Origin of the sequence: Enterobacter sp. 200527-13 (assembly GCF_027924865.1) — a bacterium.
GTDB lineage: Bacteria > Pseudomonadota > Gammaproteobacteria > Enterobacterales > Enterobacteriaceae > Enterobacter > Enterobacter ludwigii.
Genome location: NZ_BSCM01000004.1, coordinates 176,521 through 198,939 on the forward strand (window position 1 = coordinate 176,521; position 22,419 = coordinate 198,939).

Here is a 22,419-nt window from a genome sequence, read left to right on the forward strand (position 1 = left end):
CGGGAGGTGCCTCTTGCACCTCCCCGCTTCGCGCTTTATGCTCTGCCCCTATGAAAGCACCCCGTCTCCCCATCGCCCTTCAGCAAGCCGTTATGCGCAGCCTGCGGGAAAAACTCGCCCAGGCCAACCTGAAACTCGGCCGGAATTACCCTGAGCCGAAACTCGTCTATCAACAGCGTGGCACGGCGGCGGGCACAGCGTGGCTCGAATCTTATGAGATCCGTCTGAACCCGGTGCTGATGCTGGAAAATCAGCAGGCGTTTATTGAGGAAGTGGTGCCGCACGAGCTGGCGCACCTGCTGGTATGGAAACACTTTGGCCGCGTGGCACCCCACGGCAAAGAGTGGAAGTGGATGATGGAAGCCGTGCTGGGCGTTCCGGCACGCAGAACCCATCAGTTTGAACTTGAGTCGGTACGCCGCAATACCTTCCCCTACCGCTGCCAGTGTCAGCAGCATCAGCTTACCGTCCGCCGTCATAATCGCGTGGTGCGCGGCGAGGCCACCTACCGTTGCGTCAAATGTGGTGAACCGCTGGTCGCGGAATAACCAACTGAACTTTCAGGAACTTTCCTGATCTGACTGATTGCATACAGGAACAACATTCGTTACGTTGCGGGCTCGTTTTGACACGGAGTGTAAGATGTCCCGTAATTTTTCTCTCGCGGTCGCTTTTCTGGCGACAGCACTCTCCGGCCAGGCTCTGGCCGACGGTATTAACAGTTTCTCCCAGGCAAAAGCGGCAGGCGTAAAGGTCAACGCGGATGTTCCCGGTGATTTTTATTGCGGTTGTAAGATTAACTGGCAGGGTAAAAAAGGGATCGTTGATCTCGAATCCTGCGGCTATAAAGTGCGTAAGAATGAAAACCGCGCCAGCCGCATCGAGTGGGAACATGTGGTGCCGGCATGGCAGTTTGGCCACCAGCGTCAGTGCTGGCAGGATGGCGGTCGTAAAAATTGCGCCAAAGATCCGGTCTATCGCCAGATGGAAAGCGATATGCACAACCTGCAACCCGCGGTTGGCGAGGTGAATGGCGATCGCGGCAACTTTATGTACAGCCAGTGGAACGGCGGAGAGGGTCAGTACGGCCAGTGCGGCATGAAGGTTGATTTTAAAGAGAAAGTCGCTGAGCCCCCAGCCCGCGCGCGCGGCAGTATCGCCCGCACCTATTTCTATATGCGTGACCGTTACGACCTCAACCTTTCCCGCCAGCAGACGCAGCTGTTCAACGCATGGGACAAGCAATATCCGGTGACGGAATGGGAATGCCAGCGTGACGCGCGCATCGCGAAAGTTCAGGGTAATCACAACCCTTACGTCCAGCGGGCTTGCCAGGCGCAAAAGAGCTAACCTACACTAGCGGCAATTCGCTTACACCGCATGACATATGGAATTTCTGACTATGCGCATTCCTCGCATCTACCACCCTGAGCTGATTACCGTCGGCCGCGAAATTGCCCTCTCTGACGATGCCGCCAACCATGTTGGTCGCGTACTGCGCATGGGAGCAGGACAAGCTATTCAGCTGTTTGATGGTTCGAATCAGGTTTTCGACGCGGAAATTACGCGTGCTGATAAAAAAAGCGTGCATGTAACGATATTGCGCGGCGAAGTGGATGACCGTGAATCTCCGCTGCACATACACCTGGGACAGGTGATGTCGCGCGGAGAAAAGATGGAATTCACCATCCAGAAATCCATTGAACTGGGTGTAAGCCTCATTACGCCACTTTTTTCTGAGCGCTGTGGCGTTAAACTGGATGCGGAACGTCTGAATAAAAAGATCCAGCAGTGGCAGAAAATTGCCATTGCTGCCTGTGAACAGAGTGGCCGCAACCGTATTCCGGAGATCCGCCCGGCGATGGATCTGGAGGACTGGTGTGCTGAAGAGGAAAGCGGGCTGAAGCTCAATCTCCATCCACGCGCCAGCGCCAGCATCAATACGCTGCCGCTACCCGTTGAACGTGTTCGCCTGCTGATTGGTCCGGAAGGCGGCTTGTCCGCTGACGAAATTGCCATGACGGCGCGTTACCAGTTTACTGATATTCTGTTGGGACCTCGCGTTCTGCGTACTGAGACAACGGCACTCACAGCCATTACCGCGCTACAGGTGCGTTTTGGCGATCTGGGTTAACGCTAAGCCTGAGCCCTCAGGCTTTTAACGGAGATGAAAATGATCAAGCTCGGCATCGTGATGGATCCCATCGCAAACATTAACATCAAGAAAGATTCCAGCTTCGCGATGCTGCTGGAAGCGCAGCGTCGCGGCTATGAACTCCACTACATGGAGATGAACGATCTTTACCTGATCAACGGTGAAGCCCGCGCACGCACCCGCATCGTTAACGTCGAGCAGAATTACGACAAATGGTATGAATTCGGCACCGAGCAGGATATTGCCCTTGCCGACCTCAATGTCATTCTGATGCGTAAAGATCCTCCGTTCGACACCGAATACATTTACTGCACCTATATCCTTGAGCGCGCGGAAGAGAAAGGAACGCTGATCGTCAACAAACCGCAGAGCCTGCGCGACTGTAACGAGAAACTCTACACCGCATGGTTCTCTGACCTGACGCCTGAAACGCTGGTGACCCGCAACAAGGCACAGCTGAAAGCGTTCTGGCAGAAACACGGCGACATCATCATGAAACCGCTGGACGGCATGGGTGGCGCATCTATTTTCCGCGTGAAAGAGAGCGACCCGAATATTGGGGTGATTGCCGAAACGCTGACCGAGCTGGGCACGCGTTACTGCATGGCACAGAACTATCTCCCGGCCATTAAAGATGGCGATAAACGCGTTCTGGTGGTGGATGGTGAACCGGTGCCGTATTGCCTCGCGCGTATCCCGCAGGGCGGCGAAACCCGCGGTAACCTGGCGGCCGGTGGCCGCGGTGAGCCGCGCCCGTTAAGTGAAAGCGACTGGGAAATTGCCCGCCGCGTTGGCCCGACACTGAAAGCCAAGGGCCTGATTTTTGTCGGCCTGGATATCATCGGCGATCGCCTGACCGAAGTGAACGTGACCAGCCCAACCTGCATTCGTGAAATCGAAGCGGAATTCCCGATTTCGATCACCGGAATGCTGATGGACGCCATCGAGAAACGTTTACAGAAATAACCTTTCAATACTATTAGTGACAGCACCCCGGTTTGTCCGCATACTGGGGCTGTCGCTTTTTAAACCAGGAAACAGTACCTCTGACAATGAATTTACAGCATCACTTTCTTATTGCCATGCCTGCTCTCCAGGATCCGATTTTTCGCCGCGCCGTGGTTTATATTTGTGAATACAATGAAGACGGCGCGATGGGCATTATCATCAACAAACCGCTGGAAAACCTGCAGGTTGAAGGGATTCTGGACAAGCTGAAAATTTCGGCTGAAGAGCGTCTGCCGGAAATCAGGCTTGATAAACCGGTGATGCTGGGCGGGCCACTCGCAGAGGATCGCGGTTTTATCCTGCATACGCCGCCGGTCTTCTCTTCCAGTATTCGCATCTCTGACAACACCGTCATTACGACCTCTCGCGACGTGCTCGAAACGCTGGGTACCGCTGAGCAGCCGTCGGAAGTGCTGGTGGCCCTGGGCTACTCCTCCTGGGAGAAAGGCCAGCTTGAGCAAGAGATCCTCGATAACGCCTGGCTGACCGCGCCTGCGGACATGAACATTCTGTTTAAAACCCCTATTGCCGATCGCTGGCGTGACGCCGCGAAACTGATCGGCATTGATATCCTGACTATGCCTGGCGTAGCGGGGCATGCCTGATGAGCGGAACACTTCTGGCCTTCGATTTTGGCACCAAAAGCATAGGCGTCGCCGTGGGTCAGCGAATCACGGGTACCGCACGCCCGCTCACGGCCCTGAAGGCCAGTGACGGCACACCGGACTGGAACCTCATCGAGCGCCTGCTAAAAGAGTGGCAGCCGGATGACGTCATCGTTGGGTTACCGCTGAACATGGATGGCACTGAACAACCGCTTACCGCCCGAGCGCGTAAGTTCGCCAATAAAATCCATGGCCGCTTTGGCGTCTCCGTGAAGCTCCACGACGAGCGTCTGAGCACCGTTGAAGCACGCGCAGGTCTTTTTGAACACGGCGGCTTCAGGGCTCTCAACAAAGGCAGCGTTGACTCCGCGTCTGCTGTCATCATTCTCGAAAGCTATTTCGAACAGGGTTATTGAGCGCCGGGGCCTGGAGTTGCCCCTGCGCCCGTCTTTCAGCCAGGCTCTGGTCAAAGTTCTGCATCCCCGACTGCTGGCCGGTTTGAATAATACCGGGCAATTGCCACGTTTTTCCTTCGCGAATGAGATTCGCCGCCGCCGGAGTATTCACCAGCAGCTCATAAAGCGCCACGCGCCCGCCCTGCGCATCGGGGAGGAGCTTTTGCGCCAGCACCGCCCGCAGGCTGCCGGCCAGCTGATTACGCACCGGATCTTTCTCCTGCGCCGGAAACGTATCGACCAGCCGCTCAATCGCCTGCGCTGCCCCGCGGGTATGCAGTGTCGCGAGCACCAGATGTCCGGTTTCCGCCGCCGTCAGCGCGAGGCGGATTGTTTCACTGTCGCGCAGCTCTCCCAGCAGTATGACATCAGGATCCTGGCGTAACGCCCCGCGCAGCGCGTCGGCAAATGACGGGCTGTGTTGCCCAATCTCGCGCTGCTGGATCAGGCACCGTTCGCTCTGGTACAGAAACTCCACCGGGTCTTCGAGCGTCAGAATATGCCCGTCAGTATGGTGATTAAGAAAATCCACCATCGCTGCCAGCGTAGTGGACTTACCGCTGCCGGTTGCCCCGGTGACCAGGATCAACCCGTTGTCACTGGATAACAGCTCAGGAACAACCCGGGGCACCCCCAACGCGGAGAGTTGCGGGCAGACCCCGGGCAACAGCCGCAGCGTCATTGAGACGCCGCTTGTCTGTTTAAACGCGCTTCCGCGCAGGCGCTGGTTGCCCGCCAGGGTGACGGCAAAATCCACCTGCCCGTTCGCCCACCACGTTCCCTGCTGTTCATCGTTGAGCCACGCTTTTAATAGCGTATCGACTTCGGGAGGCGGAAACGGTGCGGGTTCAAGACGACCTGATCTGCGCCAGCGCGGTGGCGAATCACTGCACAGGTGTAGATCGGAGACATTATGCTTTACACTAAGGGCCACAATTTCTTCCACATCCATACAATACTCCTCGGAAAATGAACGACATTGCGCACAACCTGGCACAGGTCCGGGACAAAATCTCAGCTGCAGCAATACGTTGCGGCCGTGCTTCAGAAGAAATTACGTTACTTGCAGTGAGTAAAACCAAGCCTGCGAGCGCCATCGCAAATGCGATTGAGGCGGGACAGCATGCGTTTGGTGAAAACTACGTGCAGGAGGGCGTGGATAAAATTCGCTTCTTCCAGGAACAGGGGAAGACGGATCTGCAATGGCACTTTATTGGCCCCTTGCAGTCGAACAAAAGCCGTCTGGTCGCTGAACATTTCGACTGGTGCCATACCATTGACCGTTTGCGTATTGCTTCGCGCCTGAACGACCAGCGCCCTGAAGCGTTACCGCCGCTGAATGTGCTGATTCAGGTCAACATCAGTGACGAAAACAGCAAGTCCGGTATTGCGCTGGAAGAACTGGATGCGCTGGCAGCAGACGTCGCGGCACTGCCGCGCTTAACCCTGCGCGGGTTAATGGCCATCCCGGCACCGGAGTCAAGTTATGAAAGGCAGTTTGCCGTGGCACAGCAAATGGCTGTAGCATTTGAGGCGCTTAAAGCGCGCTATGAAACGGTAGACACGCTTTCTCTGGGCATGTCGGATGATATGGAAGCCGCCATCGCGGCAGGCAGCACTATGGTGCGCATCGGCACGGCAATTTTCGGTGCGCGCGATTACACCCAATAATAAGGAAACCTGAGGAACGCCATGAAGACGTTGACTTTCCTGCTTTCAACGGTCATTGAGCTGTATACGATGGCGCTGTTACTGCGCGTCTGGATGCAGTGGGCCCGCTGTGATTTTTACAATCCGTTCTCGCAGTTTGTCGTGAAAATCACGCAACCTATCGTAGGACCGCTGCGTCGCGTCATTCCGGCGATGGGCCCCATTGACAGTGCTTCTCTGCTGGTCGCGTTTATTCTGAGCGTTATCAAAGCGATTGTGCTGTTTATGGTTATCACCTTCCAGCCGATAATCTGGATTGCCGCCGTACTGATTCTGATAAAAACCGTCGGTCTGCTGATCTTCTGGGTGCTGCTGGTCATGGCGATCATGAGCTGGGTAAGCCAGGGCCGTAGCCCGGTGGAGTACGCGTTAATTCAGCTGGCTGAACCGCTGCTGCGTCCAATCCGTAACCTGCTTCCGTCTATGGGTGGCATCGATTTCTCTCCGATGATCCTGGTTCTGCTGCTGTACGTCGTGAATATGGGGATCGCTGAGCTGTTACAGTCCACGGGCGATATGCTGCTGCCGGGGCTGTGGATGGCGCTATGAGTGCAGTGAGCACCTGCGCTGACGGGCTGGTTTTACGGCTGTATATTCAGCCGAAAGCCAGCCGTGACAGTATTGTTGGACTGCATGGCGACGAGCTAAAAGTCGCCATCACTGCCCCACCGGTTGATGGCCAGGCGAATGCGCATCTGACCAAATATCTGGCAAAACAGTTTCGTGTCGCCAAAAGCCAGGTGATCATCGAGAAAGGTGAACTTGGGCGGCATAAACAGGTAAAAATTCTCAACCCGCAATCTATCCCGACGGAAGTCGCGGCGCTGACAGAGCAGGATTAAACCATGCAGAAAGTTGTTCTCGCTACCGGTAACGCCGGTAAAGTGCGCGAGCTGGCCTCGCTATTAAATGATTTTGGACTGGATGTCGTTGCACAGACCGAACTGGGTGTGGATTCCGCCGAAGAGACAGGGCTGACGTTTATCGAAAACGCGATCCTGAAAGCGCGCCATGCCGCACAGATTACCGGTTTGCCCGCGATTGCCGACGACTCCGGTCTGGCGGTAGATGCCCTTGGCGGTGCGCCGGGTATCTACTCCGCACGCTATTCTGGCGTCGATGCCACCGACCAGCAGAATCTGGAAAAGCTGCTTGTCGCACTGAAAGACGTGCCAGATGATAAACGCCAGGCTCAGTTCCACTGCGTACTGGTCTATCTGCGTCATGCCGAAGACCCTACGCCAGTCGTCTGCCACGGCAGCTGGCCGGGTGTGATTACCCGTGAAGCGGCAGGCAGTGGTGGCTTTGGCTACGACCCGATTTTCTTTGTCCCGTCTGAGGGCAAAACCGCTGCGGAACTGTCCCGCGAAGAGAAAAGCGCGATTTCCCACCGTGGACGCGCCCTGAAACTGTTACTGGAAGCACTGCGTAATGGCTAATTTGCCGCCTCTGAGTCTTTATATTCACATCCCGTGGTGCGTGCAGAAATGCCCGTACTGCGATTTCAACTCGCACGCGCTGAAAGGTGAAGTGCCGCATGATGACTACGTTGCGCATCTGCTGGCCGACCTGGATGCCGATGTACCTTACGCACAGGGACGTGAAGTTAAGACCATTTTCATTGGTGGCGGTACGCCGAGCCTGCTTTCTGGCCCGGCGATGCAAACGCTGCTGGACGGCGTGCGTGCGCGCCTGAACCTGGCCGCGGATGCTGAAATAACGATGGAAGCCAACCCCGGCACCGTTGAAGCCGACCGTTTTGTCGATTATCAACGTGCAGGCGTGAACCGCATCTCGATCGGTGTCCAGAGCTTTAGCGAGCCGAAGCTGAAACGTCTGGGACGCATTCACGGCCCGGAAGAGGCAAAGCGCGCGGCAAACCTGGCCACTGGCTTAGGCCTGCGCAGCTTTAACCTGGATTTGATGCACGGCCTGCCGGACCAGTCGCTGGAGGAAGCGCTGGACGATCTGCGTCAGGCGATCGCGCTTAACCCACCGCATCTCTCATGGTATCAGCTGACTATTGAGCCAAACACGCTGTTTGGTTCCCGTCCGCCGGTGCTGCCGGATGATGACGCCCTGTGGGATATCTTTGAGCAAGGTCATCAGCTTTTGACCGCGGCAGGTTATCAGCAATACGAAACCTCCGCATACGCGAAGCCGGGTTACCAGTGTCAGCACAACCTGAACTACTGGCGCTTTGGTGATTATCTGGGGATTGGCTGTGGCGCACACGGTAAAGTGACCTTCCCTGACGGGCGCATCCTGCGTACCGCCAAAACGCGTCATCCGCGTGGTTACATGGAAGGCCGCTACCTTGAACGTCAGCATGATGTTGAGGCGGCGGATAAACCGTTTGAGTTCTTTATGAACCGCTTCCGCTTGCTGGAACCCGCACCACGTGCGGAGTTTGCGCGTTATACCGGATTGCCGGAAGCCACGATTCGTCCGCAGATTGACGAGGCGCTGGCGCAGGGATATCTCACCGAGTGTGAGGATTACTGGCAGATCACCGAGCACGGCAAACTGTTTTTAAACTCCCTGCTTGAGTTGTTCCTCGCAGAAGATTCCTGAAGGCTGATTCAGGATTTTGCACCCCATTCTGCTGGCTGAGGGAAAGGCTGGCAGAGTGTGGGGATGGATATTACTCGTACTTATGCAAAACAGCTCAGACGGGAGCTGACAAAAGAAGAAAGACGGCTTTGGTATCTACTGCGCAGCCGCCGTTTCGAAAATTATAAATTTCGTCGACAACATCCTGTAGATCACTACATTCTGGATTTCGCCTGCTGCGCGGCTCATCTGGCTATTGAACTGGATGGCGGGCAACATGATGAAAAGCAGGAATACGATCGTCAAAGAACGTGCTGGCTTAACGAGAAAGGCTGGTATGTCATTCGATTTTGGAACAACGAACTCTGGAATAACGAAGAAGCGGTGTTAGAAAAGATCCTTGAAACACTGCAAATGCTGCAACCCTCACCCCGGCCTTCTCTCTAAAAGGGAAAGGGAGCAAACCATCCCCTCGCCCCTTTGGGGAGAGGGTTAGGGTGAGGGGAAATTACTTCAGCGTCCCCACCAGCGCCTTGCGGCTATCTTCCAGCGACACCACGCGTTTACAGACGTCTTTGCCGAACTGCTGGAAATCGTCTTCCTGGTTCTTCCACTCGTTCTGAATCGAGGTCTGCAGCCCACCCAGGCTACCGAGCACGCCCTGCAGTGGGTTACCGCCGCCTTTCAGCACCGCTTTAGCCCCCATCTCGTTAATGCTGTCCTGCAGGATGCCACCCATTGCCTGGTTCACCAGCTGCTGACCGTCGGCACGAACCTGATCGATTGCCTTGTAATGGAACGTCAGGCCGTCGGAGCGATGCTCAATAATGCGGTTCATCTGCTCTTTCAGCTGTTTGTCGAGCTTCGTCAGGCGGGTGCGCATGTTACTGCTCTCACCCACCTCTTTAGTGATGATCTTATCCAGCGCGACACGGCTCTTCTCTACGCGCGTCAGGGCACCTTCATCAATCCACGGCAGCGCGGTACGCAAATCGGCCTGGTAGTCTTTCGCCTGCTCACGCTGAGCGGGGGTCAGGTTGTACTGTTTACCGTTAAATGTGACGTTCCCGTCCGGCGTAATCACCAGATGACCGTTCTCGCCTTTGACCTGCACGGTTTTCGGGCTTAACACCACGTCATCACGCGGGGTGACGCTACATTTATACTCCGCATGAGCGGTGAATCCGGTTGCCATTAAGGCAACAGCCAGCAACGTTTTGCGCATCTTAAACACTCCCTCAGACAAAATGGGCCAGCTAATGCTGGCCCCTTACTGCTTAATTAGTCCCACCAAACGTCAAAAAGTTCGCTGACGCGGACATCTTCCAGTTTGTGGTCTTCAAGCCATTTGCGCACAAGCGCCTGATGTTCTTCGGTGCATTTACCGACTTCCTGGGTGCAGATCAGACCTTCCCATGCCAGGTAACCGCTACCATCAAAGGCCAGCTTGTTTGGCTCGATCACTTCATTAATGAACGCATCTACGTCCTGATCGATCTGGTCTACGCTGGTGCCTTCCGGGAAACGCCACGCAACGGAGAAGCCCACTTCCTGGAATTCTTCGATGTGCATTTTTTTACGCAGACGACGGCTACGATTCTTTGCCATTATTTCACCCTCTCGAACATTAAGTCCCATACGCCGTGACCAAGACGATGGCCACGCTGTTCAAATTTTGTCACCGGACGTGAATCCGGACGCGGTACATAGTCGTTGCTTGCAGACTGGTTTTTATACCCGTCCAGAGACGACATGACTTCCAGCATATGTTCCGCATAAGGTTCCCAGTCGGTCGCCATATGGAAGACACCGCCCAGTTTCAGCTTACTTTTTACCAGCTCAGCAAACGGCGCCTGAACGATACGGCGTTTATTATGCCGTGCTTTGTGCCACGGGTCAGGGAAAAAGAGCTGAACCATCGTCAAAGAATTGTCAGGAATCATTTTGTGCAGCACTTCAACCGCGTCGTGACACATAACGCGCAGGTTCTCAACGCCCTCTTCATGAGCCGTTGCCAGACATGCGCCTACGCCTGGTGAGTGCACCTCAATGCCGAGGAAATTTTGCTCCGGGCGCGCGTGGGCCATGGTAACCAGTGAAGACCCCATACCGAAGCCAATCTCCAGTGTTACCGGCGCGTCGCGGCCAAACAGCTCGGTAAAGTCCAGAGGCTGCTCGCTGAACTCAACGCCCATCACCGGCCAGTAGTTGTCCAGCGCATGTTGCTGCCCTTTGGTCAGGCGACCCTGACGGCGGACAAAGCTGCGAATACGGCGCAGCGGGCGACCGTTTTCATCAAATTCCGGTGAAATGACGTCGTTTTTCATAAAAGAGTTGTCTGCTTGTGAGAATGTTCGGGAAACGGGCATTATCCAAAGTTAAGGCTTCTATGCAAGCATGGGAAAGATCCGGTTTACAGCAGATTGACGCTGTGCTGCAATCGGCGTCCCTGATTATACGAATCGATGACCATGCAAGCCTCTCAATTTTCAGCCCAGGTGCTGGACTGGTACGACAAATACGGGCGTAAAACCCTGCCCTGGCAAATTGAAAAAACGCCTTACAAAGTATGGCTCTCCGAAGTGATGTTGCAACAAACGCAGGTCGCTACGGTGATTCCCTACTTCGAGCGCTTTATGGCACGTTTCCCAACGGTGACCGACCTGGCCAATGCGCCATTAGACGAGGTGTTGCACCTGTGGACCGGTCTCGGTTACTACGCCCGTGCGCGCAATTTGCATAAAGCCGCGCAGCAGGTGGCGACCCGACACCACGGCACATTTCCGGAAACCTTCGATGAAGTGGCCGATTTGCCCGGCGTCGGACGTTCAACCGCAGGCGCGATCCTCTCCCTGTCTTTAGGCAAGCATTTCCCGATCCTCGACGGCAACGTGAAGCGCGTCCTCGCACGATGCTATGCCGTTGACGGCTGGCCGGGAAAAAAAGAGGTCGAAAAACGGCTGTGGGAGATCAGCGAAGCGGTTACCCCGGCAAAAGGCGTGGAGCGCTTTAACCAGGCGATGATGGACCTGGGGGCCATGATCTGCACGCGATCAAAACCGAAATGCGAACTTTGCCCGGTCAATAATCTCTGCGTGGCTTATGCAAACCACGCATGGGCGCAGTATCCGGGCAAAAAGCCAAAGCAGACGCTGCCAGAGCGCACCGGCTACATGCTGTTGATGCAGCATGGCGATGGGGTCTTTCTGGCGCAGCGGCCGCCGAGCGGCCTGTGGGGTGGTCTATACTGCTTCCCACAGTTTGAAGATGAAGAATTGTTACGGGAATGGCTTAAACAGCGCGGCATCGCTGCCGATAACCTGACGCAGCTGACCGCGTTTCGTCATACCTTTAGCCATTTCCATCTGGATATTGTACCGATGTGGCTTCCCGTGTCCTCAATCACCGCCTGCATGGATGAAGGAACGGCTCTCTGGTATAACTTAGCGCAACCGCCATCAGTCGGGCTGGCGGCTCCCGTGGAGCGCCTGTTACAGCAATTACGTGCCGGTGCAATGGTTTAGCATCAGCCACCAACAGAGGAATGAGTATGGCCAGAACTATTTTTTGTACTTTCCTGCAGCGTGACGCTGAAGGCCAGGATTTCCAGCTTTATCCGGGCGAACTGGGTAAGCGCATCTATAACGAAATTTCCAAAGAAGCCTGGGGACAGTGGCAGAAAAAACAGACCATGCTGATCAACGAGAAGAAACTCAGCATGATGAACCCGGAGCACCGCAAACTGCTTGAACAGGAGATGGTGAACTTCCTGTTCGAAGGCAAAGACGTCCACATCGAAGGCTATACGCCGCCGGAAAAATAACAGCGTGCGGGGGCAACTCCGCCGTACAAGCAAACACAACACGCACTCCCGGAATGATGAAAAAATTTTTAGCGCTAGCCCTTGTTGCGCCGTTGCTTGTCTCTTGTTCTTCCAAAAAAGGCGATGATTACAACGAAGCCTGGATAAAGGACACCAACGGTTTTGACATTTTGATGGGGCAGTTTGCCCATAACATCGAAAATATATGGGGATTTAACGAAGTTCTTATTGCCGGACCTAAGGACTACGTTAAGTACACCGACGCCTATCAGACCCGTAGCCACATCAACTTTGATGAGGGGACTATCACGGTTGAAACCATCGCAGGCACCGAACCTGCCGCACGGTTACGTCAGGCGATCGTGAAAACCTTGCTGATGGGTGACGATCCAGGCTCAATCGATCTCTACTCCGACGCCGATGACATCACCATCTCCAAAGAACCATTCCTGTACGGCCAGGTTGTCGATCAGACCGGACAGGCCATTCGCTGGGAAGGGCGTGCCACAAAATTTGCCGATTATCTGCTGCAGACGCGCCTGAAAAGCCGCTCTAACGGCCTGAAGATCATCTACAGCGTCACCATTAACCTCGTGCCGAACCACCTCGACAAACGTGCGCATAAGTACATTGGCATGGTACGTCAGGCCTCGCGTAAGTACGGCGTGGATGAGTCGCTGATCCTGGCGATCATGCAGACCGAATCGTCGTTTAACCCGTACGCGGTAAGCCGTTCCGACGCGCTGGGACTGATGCAGGTCGTGCAGCACAGCGCAGGTAAAGACGTCTTCCGCGCTCAGGGTAAATCCGGTACGCCGAGCCGCAGTTATCTGTTCGATCCGCAAAGCAACATTGATACCGGCACCGCCTACCTGGCGATGCTCAACAATGTCTACCTGGGCGGGATTGATAACCCGACATCACGTCGCTATGCGGTGATCACCGCGTATAACGGCGGTGCGGGCAGCGTCCTGCGTGTCTTCTCGAGTGACAAAGTGCAGGCGGCGAATATCATCAACAGTATGGCGCCGGGGGATGTCTATTCCACGCTCACCACCCGACACCCGTCTGCGGAATCGCGTCGTTATCTGTATAAAGTGAACACGGCGCAAAAAAACTACCGTCGACGCTAAACCCTTTACCCTGCCCTCTTCCTGTGGGAGAGGGCCAGGGTAAGGGCATCAGACCGCTCCCTCCCCGCCCCACCCATACGAAAATGTTATTTGCATCACAATCCAAACTGCAAATTAATGTGGATTGCATTTTTTTGCGGGAGGTAACAAAACATAACCTCGCCTGCTGATAGAATTGCATCAAATAACAACCCTGAATGTTCCTATAACAACATATCTCCCGCTCACTTGTGAGGAAAGTAACATGAACCTTAAGCTGCAGCTTAAAATATTGTCGTTTCTGCAGTTCTGCCTGTGGGGTAGCTGGCTGACTACACTTGGCTCCTATATGTTTGTGACGCTCAAGTTCGATGGTGCGTCTATCGGTGCCGTCTACAGCTCGCTCGGCATTGCGGCTGTCTTTATGCCAACGCTGCTGGGGATCGTGGCGGATAAATGGTTAAGTGCGAAATGGCTGTACATGCTTTGCCATCTGGTGGGTGCGGGGACGCTGTTTATGGCAGCCCAGGTCACCTCGCCGGGGGCGATGTTCATGGTGATCCTGTTTAACTCGCTGGCCTACATGCCAACGCTTGGCCTGATCAACACCATCTCCTACTACCGCCTGAAATCTGCCGGTATGGAAATCGTCACCGATTTCCCGCCAATCCGTATCTGGGGCACCATCGGCTTTATCATGGCAATGTGGGGCGTGAGCTTCGCAGGCTTCGAACTGAGCCATATGCAGCTCTACATCGGGGCGGCACTCTCCGTGGTGCTGGCGCTGTTCACCCTGACCCTGCCGCATATTCCGGTGTCTAACCAGCAGAAAAACCAGAGCTGGAGCACCATGCTCGGTCTGGACGCCTTTGCGCTGTTTAAAAACAAACGCATGGCGATCTTCTTTATCTTCTCTATGCTGCTGGGTGCGGAACTGCAGATCACCAACATGTTCGGCAACACCTTCCTGCACAGCTTCGACAATAACCCGCTGTTCTCTGGCAGCTTTATCGTTGAACATGCGTCAGTGATGATGTCCATCTCTCAGATCTCTGAGACGCTGTTCATCCTGACCATCCCGTTCTTCCTGAGCCGCTACGGCATCAAGAACGTCATGCTGATCAGTATCGCTGCATGGATGTTGCGCTTCGGTCTGTTTGCCTACGGCGACCCAAGCCCGTTCGGTACCGTGCTGCTGGTTCTGTCGATGATTGTTTACGGCTGCGCCTTCGACTTCTTCAACATCTCTGGTTCGGTGTTTGTGGAAAAAGAGGTGAAACCTGAAATTCGCGCCAGTGCTCAGGGTATGTTCCTGATGATGACCAACGGCTTCGGCTGTATTCTGGGCGGTGTGGTGAGCGGTAAAGTGGTTGAGATGTACACCACTAACGGCATCACCAACTGGCAGCCCGTGTGGCTTATCTTCGCCGCGTACTCGTTGGTACTGTTCTTCGCGTTTATCGCACTGTTCAAGTACAAGCACGTACGCGAACCGCACGCTGCGCAGCCTATCGCGCATTAATGATTATCCCCTCTCCTTTCAGGAGAGGGGTAATTTCGCCAGCACCCATCCTACCGACAATAAATCCGCACTGCCCCCCGGGCTTAAATTCCGTTCAATGAGCGCATTGTCCATCTGTATTAATGCATCACGATCCCAGCCACGCGTCAGTAATGCCCGCGCATAACCCTGCACATAACGCAGCCCTTCCATACCGCCGCGCGACACCAGGTTACTGTCCTGATTCATCGCCATCAGGCGCAGCAGCAGGTCATGCAGCGCGTGCCCGTTCCATTGCGCCAGTGCTGCACGCACCGTAGCAAAACCGCTTTCCGCTTCGCCCCGCGCGCCGGTTAAACCATACTGCTGAAACTGCCGCTCCCCTGCCGTCGCCTGTCCACTGCGCGCTGCCAGCTCACGCGCCACCAGCCCGCGACAGAGGTGACTCACCTCACTACAGAGGCTCTCAGCCGTGGCGTGTTTCACACGTCCGGCGGCAAAGCACAGCAAACCGAGGGCAAAAATGCCGCCTTTATGCGTGTTCACCCCGCATGTTGCAGCGTACATTGCCTGTTCACAGGCAATGCCCATCGGGCGAATGATCCGTATTTGTTCCGCCGCGGGTTTATCCGCATGGGTATGACCCAGCTCTGCAAAGCGCGCAAACCACGGGGTGATGGCCGCAATACTGCGGGCAAACAGCGCATGGTCCATATCGCGGTGTGCACCGTTGTTGAGCTTATCCACCAGACCCGGCTTGGGCGTCAACGCCAGCTCCTGCCATAACGCCTCTTCGGCGAGCCCTGGCACATCGCATGGCTGCGGGTTAGTCGCGAGCAAACCAGTCATCGATCATCTTCTCCACGCGAGCCACCACCTGCTCTACAGGATGCTTACGCGAACGGGAACAGGCGTGGGCAGGCTCATCACATACCAGACAGCGCCGGAGGTGTGCCCCTAAAGACTGGCGCCCCACATGCCCCTGTGCCGGGCAGATCACATCCAAATCCCACAGCCTGCCGAGCGGGTGAGTCTGCTCCAGATCCGTACAGTGCGCTTTGATTTCCGCCGCCGGATGCGCCACGCACCAGATTGCTTCTGGCCCGGTGGGCAGCCACAGCACCTGGCGGTCCAGCACCTGCCAGCGGTTTTCCCACAGCAGCTGGTCGCACATCTGCAATGCCACGCCCATCGTATTGCGATAGCGCAGGCTGTCTTTGATCTCCCCGGGGGTGACGAGCGTGAGAGAAATCACCGGTTGTTGATAGTGCGTGAGCCAGTCAGTCTGGCGTGCTGCACGGCGCTCTTTCGCCGCCAGCAGCTCCTCCAGGCTGACACCCGCCCGCACGGGTGTCGCTACAGTCATCATTACTCCTTCACCTGTCGAACGGTGTCGATGACGCTGCCGTCGCGGTAGCGGATCACACCGACGATTTTGTCGGTAAACTCAATGGGTTTTGGTACGCCGGTCAGTGATATCGCCCGCTCGAAAAGCGCGTTGATATCGACAACGTTGAGGCCTGCGGCAAGCAGTCGTTCGCGGATTTCCGGGCGTGCCGGGTTAACTGCGATGCCGTGATCGGTAACCAGCACGTCGATGCTCTCCCCGGGCGTCAGCCGGGTGGTCACCCGCTTCACGACGGTTGGAATACGGCTACGCAGCAGGGGGGCGACTACGATGGTCAGGTTCGCCGCCGCGGCCACATCACAATGTCCGCCGGATGCCCCACGCATTACGCCGTCAGAGCCGGTAATAACATTGACGTTAAAATCGACGTCAACTTCCAGGGCGCTCAGGATCACCACATCAAGCTGGTCGCAGCTTGCTGCCTTGCTGCCGGGGTTGGCATAAACGTTGGTGGAGATCTCCACATGATTCGGATTTCGTGCCAGCGAGGCCGCGGCCTGGCCGTCGAAACATTGGGTATCAAGCAGCTTTTCGATCAGGCCTTTCTCGTGCAGATCCACCAGGCTGCCGGTAATGCCCCCGAGCGCGAAGCGCGCCTTCACGCCGCTGCGCTCCATTTTCTCCTCCATAAAGCGGGTACAGGCGGTAGCCGCCGCACCGGAGCCGGTCTGCATGGAAAAACCGGGTTTGAAATAGCCTGAATGTTCAATCACATCCGCCGCGTAGCGGGCAATCATCAGCTCACGCGGATTACTGGTCACGCGAGCCGCACCGACGCTGATTTTCGCCGGGTCACCCACGCTCTCCACCTGCACAATGTAATCCACCTGATCCTGCACCAGGCTGGCGGGCATATTCGGGAACGGCACCAGTTCTTCGGTCAGCAGCACCACCTTGCGGGCGAAATGCGCGTCCACCATTGCATAGCCAAGCGAGCCGCAGCACGATTTCCCGTGCGTGCCGTTGGCGTTGCCAAATTCATCGCTGCACGGCACGCCAAGAAACGCCACGTCGATATTCAGCTCGCCGTCCTGCAACAGCTTCACGCGCCCGCCGTGGGAGTGAATTTGTACCGGCTCGGCCATCAACCCGTGTGAGATAGCGTCCGCCAGCTTGCCCCGCATACCGGAGGTGTAAATCCGGGTGATAACGCCGCTTTCGATGTGTTCGATCAGCGCGTCGTTACAGGTCATCAGCGAGCTGGAAGCCAGCGTCAGGTTTTTAAAGCCCATACGCGCAAGCAGCGCCACGACGGTATTGATCACCCGGTCGCCTTCGCGAAACGCATGGTGGAAGGAGACGGTCATCCCGTCCTGTAACCCGCTGCGTAACACCGCCTCTTCGACCGAAGCACAGAGCTTACGGGTGTGTTTTTCGTCAGGGCTGTTCAGCCATGGCGTTGCGCTGTGGGCGGTATCAAACGGTTTTAAGTCCCGCAGATGGGGGAAATTCACATGGAGAAGTTCTGTCTGATTCATTGTGTAATCCTTAACGACGCACGCCGGAGGCCGCCGCGCGTTCCAGCACCATCTGCGCGTGGTTAATAATAGGGGCATCGACCATTTTGCCGTTGAGCGACACGACGCCCAGGCCGTTACGCTCCCCCTCTTCTGCCGCTTCAATCACCCGTTTCGCGTGATCCACTTCCTGCTGGGTTGGGGCATAGGCGTTATGTAACAGGTCAATCTGACGTGGGTTAATCAGCGATTTACCGTTAAAGCCCATCTTGCGGATCAAATCGACCTCGCGCAGGAAGCCGGCTTCATCGTTAACGTCCGACCACACCACGTCGAAAGCGTCGATACCCGCGGCGCGGGCGGCGTGCAGCACGGCACAGCGGGCATAAAACAGCTCAGTGCCATCCCCGCGTTCCGTCTGCATGTCCATCACATAATCAAAGGCGGCCAGCGCGATCCCGATTAAGCGCGGAGAACTGCGGGCAATGGCCACGGCGTTAATCACCCCAATCGCCGACTCAATAGCCGCTATGACGCGGGTCGAGCCCGGCTCGCGCCCACATTCACGCTCGATACGCGCCAGATGCCCTTCCAGCTCATCGATATCCTCTGGGGTGTCGGTTTTCGGCAATCGAATCACGTCCACCCCTGCCCGCACGGCGGCTTCCAGATCCAGCAAGCCAAACGGCGTGCTCAGCGGGTTAATGCGCACCACGGTTTCGATATCCTGATACATCGGGTGCTGCAGGGCATGAAACACCAGCATGCGCGCGGTATCCTTCTCGCGCAGGGCGACGGCGTCTTCAAGGTCAAACATGATGGAGTCCGGGCGGTAGATAAATGCCGTAGAGAGCATGGCGGCGTTTGCGCCCGGCAGGAACAGCATACTGCGGCGGAGTTTGCTCATTTCAGCGCCCCCCAGTTGAGTGTCGGCTCATCGGCTGCGCGCAGGAGCGCACTTTGCAGGCGGGCGCGGATCACACAGTCCAGCGCCCCTTTGTCTTCAACAATAATTAATCCCTGGTGCACGTTCATGGCGCGCAATGTGTCGTTAACGACCTGGCGAATGTGTTCGCCAAACTGCTTAATCACTTCACTGTGGATGATAATTTCCAGCTCACCCTGAGCAGGGGCAATTTTTACCATCAGGTCGCTGGACTCCTGCGTACCGGCCAGCGCCTCCCTTACAATTTTCATGATAAATTCCTGATAGTTATGCGACTTCCGCACTCGCACGGTAATGCGTTTCGAGGTGCGCGAAGGTGGAGTCCGGGACAATCTCCCGGATCCGGGAAAACTGCTGTGTCTTCAGCAAGCGGCGGACTTCCGACGCGGAAATAGCGTTGCCGGTGACCTTGATGCGCGGCATTTCCACCACGTCAATCTGCGAGGCCAGCAGGTCGTGCAGCGTCTGGTTGTACTGACGGGTGATATCGCAAAACGGCTCCGAACCGATAAAGCGATGCGTAATACCCAGCGCCGGGGCGATGAAGTCCCGGAAGATCAGCACATCGATTTCGCTCCACGCCTGCTGTACTTTGCCGGTCTCTTTCAGGAAGTAGGCCGGGAACGTGGCGCGGGAGATGATGTACTGCGATCCTTCATGCACAATCACGTTTGGCAGATGCGCCACGCCCGCCCGTACCATCTCTAGCCGGGCGCTGAACGGGAAGAACGAGGCATCCTCGCGCACCACAAACAGATGCAGCGCATCGCACTGCCCCGCGGCCTGCTCGACCAGATGCCGGTGGCCGAGGGTAAACGGATTCGCATTCATCACGATCGCGCCAATCTTCTTCCCGGCCTTGCGCTGACACTTGAGCGCGCGGCAGTAGCGCTGGATCCCCTGCGGGGTGTTCTCCATCAGCACCGCGTTGTTCCCGCTCTGGGCAATCGGCCAGAAGCCGCTGCGGCCAAAGCGCTCCTTGTTGCACGGACGGGTGCAGAGGAAGAGGTGAAAATGGCCGCGCTCCAGCGCCGCATTTTCCACCTCTGCCAGCAACCGTACGCTGAGGTTCTCCCCACGAAGCTGCTCGTTTACCGCCACGCACTTGATGACGTTAGCGGCAAGCCCGGCACAACCCACCAGCTGCGTGCCGGACCAGGCTTCGACAAACAGCGTGATGTCGTTGTCCAGGCCAAGGCCGCTGTCTGCCAGCAGGTAACGGATCTGGCTTAAGCGTTCCGGGTGTTTCGCCACAAGTGTGTGGCGAAAATCGATAGTGGGTTGACTGTTCATGCCGTTTTACTCAGTGTGCTGCCGCAAGCCCGGTGGCGGGCGCTTCCATGATCACATTGCTCAGATGACCGATATGCTCGATCTCCACCTCAATGCGATCGCCCTCTTTCATGAACAGCGGCGGGTTGCGCTTTTTGCCCACGCCGCCAGGGGAGCCGGTGATGATCACATCGCCCGGGCTGAGGCGGGTAAAGGTGCTGATGTATTCGATAAGCTCCGCGACCTTGTGGATCATGCTGCTGGTGTTGTCTTCCTGCACCATACGGCCGTTAAGCCAGGTGCGGATCGCCAGCTGGTGCGGGTCCGGGATCTCATCCGCCGTCGCCATCCACGGGCCAAACGCTCCGGTCTGACGCCAGTTCTTGCCTGCCGTAAACCAGGTGTGCTGCCAGTCGCGGGCGGAGCCGTCCATATAGCAGCTGTAACCCGCCACATGGCGCAGCGCCTCATCACGGCTGATGTTCTCTCCGGCTTTGCCGATGATGACCGCCAGCTCTCCTTCGTAGTCGAATTCACTGGAGTGACGCGGCTTCAGCACCGGTTCGTTATGGCCGGTCTGCGAATCCGGGAAGCGGACAAACAGCGTCGGCGCCGGGTTGTGCTGGTCAAACTCTTTGCGTTTGTCGGCGTAGTTCATGCCCACGCAGAGGATTTTTTCCGGCTGCTCAATCACCGGTAAGAAGGTGATGGCATTCAGAGGGACATCCACGGCGTCGTTGAGATAACGGGTGGCCTCGGCCAGCCCGTTGCCCTGCAGCAGCGCTTTGAGGTCGCTGTAGCGGTCGCCGAGACGGCGACCTAAATCAATCACACCTTCGGCCTGAACGATGCCGTAGCTGCGTGTTCCCTGGTATAAAAAGCTTGCGAGTTTCATTGTTCTTTCCTGAAAACTTAAACGAGGAAGTTGCCCAGTATCAGCAGAGAGATGGAGACGTTAATCGCGCCGCCGATACGGGTAGCAATCTGGGCGAAGGGCATCAGACTCATACGGTTGCCTGCGGTCAGAATCGCCACGTCACCGGTACCGCCCTGGCCGCTCTGGCAGCAGGAGACGATGGCGACATCAATCGGGTGCATGCCAATCTTTTTGCCCACGAAGAAACCGGTCGCCACCAGCGCGGAGACGGTGCTGACAATCACCAGCAGGTTGGTCAGCGTGAATGCGGCGACCAGTTCATGCCAGGGGGTAATGGCCACGCCCACGGCGAAGAGAATGGGGTAAGTTACTGACGTCTGGAAGAATTTATACACCACCTGAGAGCCTTCCAGCAGACGTGGAGAAGCACCATTACAAAGCTTGACCAGCACCGCCATAAACAGCATGCCAACCGGTGCGGGCAGGCCAATCAGCTTGTGACCGAGCATCCCCAGCATGTAGAGCAGAACGGCCAGCAGTGCGCCAGAAGCGATCGTGGTGACGTCTGCTTTACCGGAGAACGCAGGCTGTGCGGTGGTTTCATCGGTATTCGCACGGTTAGGCATCAGCTGGCCTTCGCCGGTCAGGTGCGGGTAACGTTTACCGAGCTGATTGAGGCAACCGGAGATGATGATTGCCGTCAGGCCGCCGAGCATAACCATAGGCAGAACGCGACCGAGCGCCACGCCCTGGTCCATATGCAGCAGGGTGGCATAGCCGATGGAGAGTGGGATCGCCCCTTCCCCAACACCGCCCGCCATGATCGGCAGAATGATAAAGAAGAAGATCTGGAATGGCTCAAGGCCCAGCGCTATCCCTACGCCCATGCCAACAATCATGCCGACAATTTCGCCGCACAGCATCGGGAAGAAGATGCGCAGGAAGCCCTGAATCAGCACGGTGCGGTTCATGCTCATGATGCTGCCGACAATGATGCAGCAGATGTAGAGATACAGAATGTTGGTGGATTTGTAGAACTTCGTGGTGGACTCCACCACCACATCCGGCAGCAGACCGTAATAGACCAGTGCCGAAGGAATAAAGGTGGCGCAAATCGCCGCCGCGCCGAGTTTACCGACAATCGGCAGGCGCTTGCCAAACTCACCGCAGGCAAAACCGAAGAACGCGAGCGTGGCGACCATCACCACGATATCGCTGGGCAGTTTGCCGCCGAGGCAATCAATGGCAATCAGCGCGCCAGCCAGGACAAACAGTGGCAGAGGGATAATTCCGATTTTCCACGTATCCATAATATGCCACCAGCGCTCTTTGAGTGATGGTCGCTGAATATCAATCGGGTCGTGGGTAACAGAGAAAGAATCGTCAGTTGTGCTCATAATAAGCCCCTTAGTTATTTTGTGCGTTCAGCTTAGAGTCACAAAGGCTTACTTTATGTGAGGAATGGCATATTAAAAGCGAAGTTTTTATGGCAGCTATGGTTTTAATGGTTTCTTTTATTTAATGTGATTCACGCCTT

General features: G+C 56.1%; 28 protein-coding genes. 16 read left to right on the forward strand and 12 right to left on the reverse strand.

Annotated elements, in window-relative coordinates; genetic code table 11:
• Positions 1-50 precede the first annotated feature (50 nt).
• From QMG44_RS15600 to ruvX, 6 genes are all read left to right on the forward strand, one after another.
• Positions 51-548, forward strand: a complete 498-nt coding sequence (locus QMG44_RS15600; protein ID WP_032670169.1) for a SprT family zinc-dependent metalloprotease — start codon at positions 51-53, stop codon at positions 546-548.
• Positions 549-642: 94 nt separating this feature from the next.
• Entirely contained in the window at positions 643-1,350 is a 708-nt protein-coding gene (gene endA / locus QMG44_RS15605; RefSeq protein WP_020883698.1) for a deoxyribonuclease I, read from the forward strand.
• A gap of 52 nt (positions 1,351-1,402) precedes the next feature.
• A complete protein-coding gene (rsmE, locus tag QMG44_RS15610; RefSeq protein ID WP_020883697.1) occupies positions 1,403-2,134 on the forward strand; it encodes a 16S rRNA (uracil(1498)-N(3))-methyltransferase in 732 nt (243 codons plus the stop codon).
• A gap of 39 nt (positions 2,135-2,173) precedes the next feature.
• A complete protein-coding gene (gshB, locus tag QMG44_RS15615) occupies positions 2,174-3,121 on the forward strand; it encodes a glutathione synthase (RefSeq protein WP_020883696.1) in 948 nt (315 codons plus the stop codon).
• Between the two features lie 86 nt (positions 3,122-3,207).
• Positions 3,208-3,768, forward strand: a complete 561-nt coding sequence (locus QMG44_RS15620; RefSeq protein ID WP_020883695.1) for a YqgE/AlgH family protein — start codon at positions 3,208-3,210, stop codon at positions 3,766-3,768.
• Positions 3,768-4,184 carry a Holliday junction resolvase RuvX gene (ruvX, locus tag QMG44_RS15625; RefSeq protein ID WP_014171567.1) on the forward strand — a complete coding sequence of 139 codons (417 nt, stop codon included), beginning with the start codon at positions 3,768-3,770 and terminating at the stop codon, positions 4,182-4,184. Before QMG44_RS15620 ends, ruvX begins: the two co-directional genes overlap by 1 nt.
• Here the strand turns inward: ruvX and QMG44_RS15630 are convergent.
• Positions 4,150-5,175 (reverse strand): type IV pilus twitching motility protein PilT, encoded by a 1,026-nt coding sequence (locus tag QMG44_RS15630; RefSeq protein ID WP_047956086.1) that lies wholly within the window; start codon positions 5,173-5,175, stop codon positions 4,150-4,152. The genes ruvX and QMG44_RS15630 overlap by 35 nt on opposite strands.
• Before the next feature lie 17 nt (positions 5,176-5,192).
• On the opposite strand from QMG44_RS15630, the gene QMG44_RS15635 reads away from it, so the two are divergent.
• The 6 genes from QMG44_RS15635 to QMG44_RS15660 all read left to right on the forward strand — a co-directional run bounded on the left by QMG44_RS15635 (position 5,193) and on the right by QMG44_RS15660 (position 8,933).
• Positions 5,193-5,894 (forward strand): YggS family pyridoxal phosphate-dependent enzyme, encoded by a 702-nt coding sequence (locus QMG44_RS15635; protein WP_086532125.1) that lies wholly within the window; start codon positions 5,193-5,195, stop codon positions 5,892-5,894.
• A gap of 21 nt (positions 5,895-5,915) precedes the next feature.
• A complete protein-coding gene (locus QMG44_RS15640; protein ID WP_014171570.1) occupies positions 5,916-6,482 on the forward strand; it encodes a YggT family protein in 567 nt (188 codons plus the stop codon).
• Positions 6,479-6,775 carry a DUF167 family protein YggU gene (gene yggU / locus QMG44_RS15645; protein WP_014885193.1) on the forward strand — a complete coding sequence of 99 codons (297 nt, stop codon included), beginning with the start codon at positions 6,479-6,481 and terminating at the stop codon, positions 6,773-6,775. Before QMG44_RS15640 ends, yggU begins: the two co-directional genes overlap by 4 nt.
• A 3-nt stretch (positions 6,776-6,778) precedes the next feature.
• The gene (locus tag QMG44_RS15650; RefSeq protein WP_014171572.1) at positions 6,779-7,372 is read left to right on the forward strand and encodes an XTP/dITP diphosphatase; all 594 of its coding nucleotides are present in this window, start codon (positions 6,779-6,781) and stop codon (positions 7,370-7,372) included.
• Positions 7,365-8,507 (forward strand): radical SAM family heme chaperone HemW, encoded by a 1,143-nt coding sequence (hemW, locus tag QMG44_RS15655; protein WP_014171573.1) that lies wholly within the window; start codon positions 7,365-7,367, stop codon positions 8,505-8,507. The genes QMG44_RS15650 and hemW overlap by 8 nt, the downstream gene beginning before the upstream one ends.
• A gap of 63 nt (positions 8,508-8,570) precedes the next feature.
• Positions 8,571-8,933, forward strand: a complete 363-nt coding sequence (locus QMG44_RS15660; RefSeq protein ID WP_047743623.1) for an endonuclease domain-containing protein — start codon at positions 8,571-8,573, stop codon at positions 8,931-8,933.
• A 61-nt stretch (positions 8,934-8,994) separates the two neighbouring features.
• Here QMG44_RS15660 and QMG44_RS15665 read toward each other — a convergent pair whose 3' ends face one another.
• The 3 genes from QMG44_RS15665 to trmB are packed head-to-tail and all read right to left on the reverse strand — an operon-like array spanning position 8,995 to position 10,813.
• A complete protein-coding gene (locus QMG44_RS15665; RefSeq protein ID WP_073396406.1) occupies positions 8,995-9,711 on the reverse strand; it encodes a DUF2884 domain-containing protein in 717 nt (238 codons plus the stop codon).
• 56 nt (positions 9,712-9,767) lie between these two features.
• Positions 9,768-10,094 (reverse strand): YggL family protein, encoded by a 327-nt coding sequence (locus QMG44_RS15670; protein WP_020883688.1) that lies wholly within the window; start codon positions 10,092-10,094, stop codon positions 9,768-9,770.
• The gene (gene trmB / locus QMG44_RS15675) at positions 10,094-10,813 is read right to left on the reverse strand and encodes a tRNA (guanosine(46)-N7)-methyltransferase TrmB (RefSeq protein ID WP_020883687.1); all 720 of its coding nucleotides are present in this window, start codon (positions 10,811-10,813) and stop codon (positions 10,094-10,096) included. The genes QMG44_RS15670 and trmB overlap by 1 nt, the downstream gene beginning before the upstream one ends.
• A gap of 144 nt (positions 10,814-10,957) precedes the next feature.
• Here trmB and mutY point away from each other — a divergent pair, with 144 nt between their 5' ends.
• From mutY to QMG44_RS15695, 4 genes are all read left to right on the forward strand, one after another.
• Positions 10,958-12,010 (forward strand): A/G-specific adenine glycosylase, encoded by a 1,053-nt coding sequence (gene mutY / locus QMG44_RS15680; RefSeq protein ID WP_207622561.1) that lies wholly within the window; start codon positions 10,958-10,960, stop codon positions 12,008-12,010.
• 26 nt (positions 12,011-12,036) lie between these two features.
• Positions 12,037-12,309: an oxidative damage protection protein gene (locus tag QMG44_RS15685; RefSeq protein WP_013098674.1), complete on the forward strand. Its 273-nt coding sequence runs from the start codon at positions 12,037-12,039 to the stop codon at positions 12,307-12,309.
• Positions 12,310-12,365: 56 nt separating this feature from the next.
• Entirely contained in the window at positions 12,366-13,442 is a 1,077-nt protein-coding gene (mltC, locus tag QMG44_RS15690; protein ID WP_025203253.1) for a membrane-bound lytic murein transglycosylase MltC, read from the forward strand.
• A gap of 244 nt (positions 13,443-13,686) precedes the next feature.
• Positions 13,687-14,943, forward strand: coding sequence for a nucleoside permease (locus QMG44_RS15695; RefSeq protein WP_086532123.1), 1,257 nt, complete (start codon positions 13,687-13,689; stop codon positions 14,941-14,943).
• A gap of 18 nt (positions 14,944-14,961) precedes the next feature.
• Here the strand turns inward: QMG44_RS15695 and citG are convergent, their stop codons facing one another.
• Genes citG through QMG44_RS15735 form a run of 8 tightly spaced genes read right to left on the reverse strand, consistent with a single transcriptional unit; the run spans position 14,962 to position 22,279 of the window.
• On the reverse strand, positions 14,962-15,771 hold the full coding sequence (gene citG, locus QMG44_RS15700) for a triphosphoribosyl-dephospho-CoA synthase CitG (RefSeq protein WP_020883684.1): 810 nt from the start codon (positions 15,769-15,771) through the stop codon (positions 14,962-14,964).
• Complete coding sequence (citX, locus tag QMG44_RS15705) at positions 15,749-16,288, reverse strand: citrate lyase holo-[acyl-carrier protein] synthase (protein WP_032680312.1); 540 nt, start codon at positions 16,286-16,288, stop codon at positions 15,749-15,751. The genes citG and citX overlap by 23 nt, the downstream gene beginning before the upstream one ends.
• 2 nt (positions 16,289-16,290) lie before the next feature.
• Complete coding sequence (gene citF / locus QMG44_RS15710) at positions 16,291-17,808, reverse strand: citrate lyase subunit alpha (RefSeq protein WP_086532122.1); 1,518 nt, start codon at positions 17,806-17,808, stop codon at positions 16,291-16,293.
• A 10-nt stretch (positions 17,809-17,818) separates the two neighbouring features.
• A complete protein-coding gene (citE, locus tag QMG44_RS15715; protein ID WP_086532121.1) occupies positions 17,819-18,694 on the reverse strand; it encodes a citrate (pro-3S)-lyase subunit beta in 876 nt (291 codons plus the stop codon).
• Positions 18,691-18,984, reverse strand: a complete 294-nt coding sequence (gene citD, locus QMG44_RS15720; protein ID WP_020883681.1) for a citrate lyase acyl carrier protein — start codon at positions 18,982-18,984, stop codon at positions 18,691-18,693. The genes citE and citD overlap by 4 nt, the downstream gene beginning before the upstream one ends.
• 16 nt (positions 18,985-19,000) lie before the next feature.
• On the reverse strand, positions 19,001-20,026 hold the full coding sequence (gene citC, locus QMG44_RS15725; RefSeq protein ID WP_086532120.1) for a [citrate (pro-3S)-lyase] ligase: 1,026 nt from the start codon (positions 20,024-20,026) through the stop codon (positions 19,001-19,003).
• A gap of 10 nt (positions 20,027-20,036) precedes the next feature.
• The gene (locus tag QMG44_RS15730; protein WP_014171588.1) at positions 20,037-20,900 is read right to left on the reverse strand and encodes a fumarylacetoacetate hydrolase family protein; all 864 of its coding nucleotides are present in this window, start codon (positions 20,898-20,900) and stop codon (positions 20,037-20,039) included.
• A 17-nt stretch (positions 20,901-20,917) separates the two neighbouring features.
• Complete coding sequence (locus tag QMG44_RS15735) at positions 20,918-22,279, reverse strand: 2-hydroxycarboxylate transporter family protein (RefSeq protein ID WP_014171589.1); 1,362 nt, start codon at positions 22,277-22,279, stop codon at positions 20,918-20,920.
• Positions 22,280-22,419: the final 140 nt, after the last annotated feature.

Bases quoted from the DNA above. Each gene is read 5' to 3' on its own strand.
- QMG44_RS15600 (WP_032670169.1), top strand. From the start codon at position 51: ATGAAAGCACCCCGTCTCCCCATCGCCCTTCAGCAAGCCGTTATGCGC.
- endA (WP_020883698.1), top strand. From the start codon at position 643: ATGTCCCGTAATTTTTCTCTCGCGGTCGCTTTTCTGGCGACAGCACTC.
- rsmE (WP_020883697.1), top strand. From the start codon at position 1,403: ATGCGCATTCCTCGCATCTACCACCCTGAGCTGATTACCGTCGGCCGC.
- gshB (WP_020883696.1), top strand. From the start codon at position 2,174: ATGATCAAGCTCGGCATCGTGATGGATCCCATCGCAAACATTAACATC.
- QMG44_RS15620 (WP_020883695.1), top strand. From the start codon at position 3,208: ATGAATTTACAGCATCACTTTCTTATTGCCATGCCTGCTCTCCAGGAT.
- ruvX (WP_014171567.1), top strand. From the start codon at position 3,768: ATGAGCGGAACACTTCTGGCCTTCGATTTTGGCACCAAAAGCATAGGC.
- QMG44_RS15630 (WP_047956086.1), bottom strand. From the start codon at position 5,175: ATGGATGTGGAAGAAATTGTGGCCCTTAGTGTAAAGCATAATGTCTCC.
- QMG44_RS15635 (WP_086532125.1), top strand. From the start codon at position 5,193: ATGAACGACATTGCGCACAACCTGGCACAGGTCCGGGACAAAATCTCA.
- QMG44_RS15640 (WP_014171570.1), top strand. From the start codon at position 5,916: ATGAAGACGTTGACTTTCCTGCTTTCAACGGTCATTGAGCTGTATACG.
- yggU (WP_014885193.1), top strand. From the start codon at position 6,479: ATGAGTGCAGTGAGCACCTGCGCTGACGGGCTGGTTTTACGGCTGTAT.
- QMG44_RS15650 (WP_014171572.1), top strand. From the start codon at position 6,779: ATGCAGAAAGTTGTTCTCGCTACCGGTAACGCCGGTAAAGTGCGCGAG.
- hemW (WP_014171573.1), top strand. From the start codon at position 7,365: ATGGCTAATTTGCCGCCTCTGAGTCTTTATATTCACATCCCGTGGTGC.
- QMG44_RS15660 (WP_047743623.1), top strand. From the start codon at position 8,571: ATGGATATTACTCGTACTTATGCAAAACAGCTCAGACGGGAGCTGACA.
- QMG44_RS15665 (WP_073396406.1), bottom strand. From the start codon at position 9,711: ATGCGCAAAACGTTGCTGGCTGTTGCCTTAATGGCAACCGGATTCACC.
- QMG44_RS15670 (WP_020883688.1), bottom strand. From the start codon at position 10,094: ATGGCAAAGAATCGTAGCCGTCGTCTGCGTAAAAAAATGCACATCGAA.
- trmB (WP_020883687.1), bottom strand. From the start codon at position 10,813: ATGAAAAACGACGTCATTTCACCGGAATTTGATGAAAACGGTCGCCCG.
- mutY (WP_207622561.1), top strand. From the start codon at position 10,958: ATGCAAGCCTCTCAATTTTCAGCCCAGGTGCTGGACTGGTACGACAAA.
- QMG44_RS15685 (WP_013098674.1), top strand. From the start codon at position 12,037: ATGGCCAGAACTATTTTTTGTACTTTCCTGCAGCGTGACGCTGAAGGC.
- mltC (WP_025203253.1), top strand. From the start codon at position 12,366: ATGAAAAAATTTTTAGCGCTAGCCCTTGTTGCGCCGTTGCTTGTCTCT.
- QMG44_RS15695 (WP_086532123.1), top strand. From the start codon at position 13,687: ATGAACCTTAAGCTGCAGCTTAAAATATTGTCGTTTCTGCAGTTCTGC.
- citG (WP_020883684.1), bottom strand. From the start codon at position 15,771: ATGACTGGTTTGCTCGCGACTAACCCGCAGCCATGCGATGTGCCAGGG.
- citX (WP_032680312.1), bottom strand. From the start codon at position 16,288: ATGACTGTAGCGACACCCGTGCGGGCGGGTGTCAGCCTGGAGGAGCTG.
- citF (WP_086532122.1), bottom strand. From the start codon at position 17,808: ATGAATCAGACAGAACTTCTCCATGTGAATTTCCCCCATCTGCGGGAC.
- citE (WP_086532121.1), bottom strand. From the start codon at position 18,694: ATGAGCAAACTCCGCCGCAGTATGCTGTTCCTGCCGGGCGCAAACGCC.
- citD (WP_020883681.1), bottom strand. From the start codon at position 18,984: ATGAAAATTGTAAGGGAGGCGCTGGCCGGTACGCAGGAGTCCAGCGAC.
- citC (WP_086532120.1), bottom strand. From the start codon at position 20,026: ATGAACAGTCAACCCACTATCGATTTTCGCCACACACTTGTGGCGAAA.
- QMG44_RS15730 (WP_014171588.1), bottom strand. From the start codon at position 20,900: ATGAAACTCGCAAGCTTTTTATACCAGGGAACACGCAGCTACGGCATC.
- QMG44_RS15735 (WP_014171589.1), bottom strand. From the start codon at position 22,279: ATGAGCACAACTGACGATTCTTTCTCTGTTACCCACGACCCGATTGAT.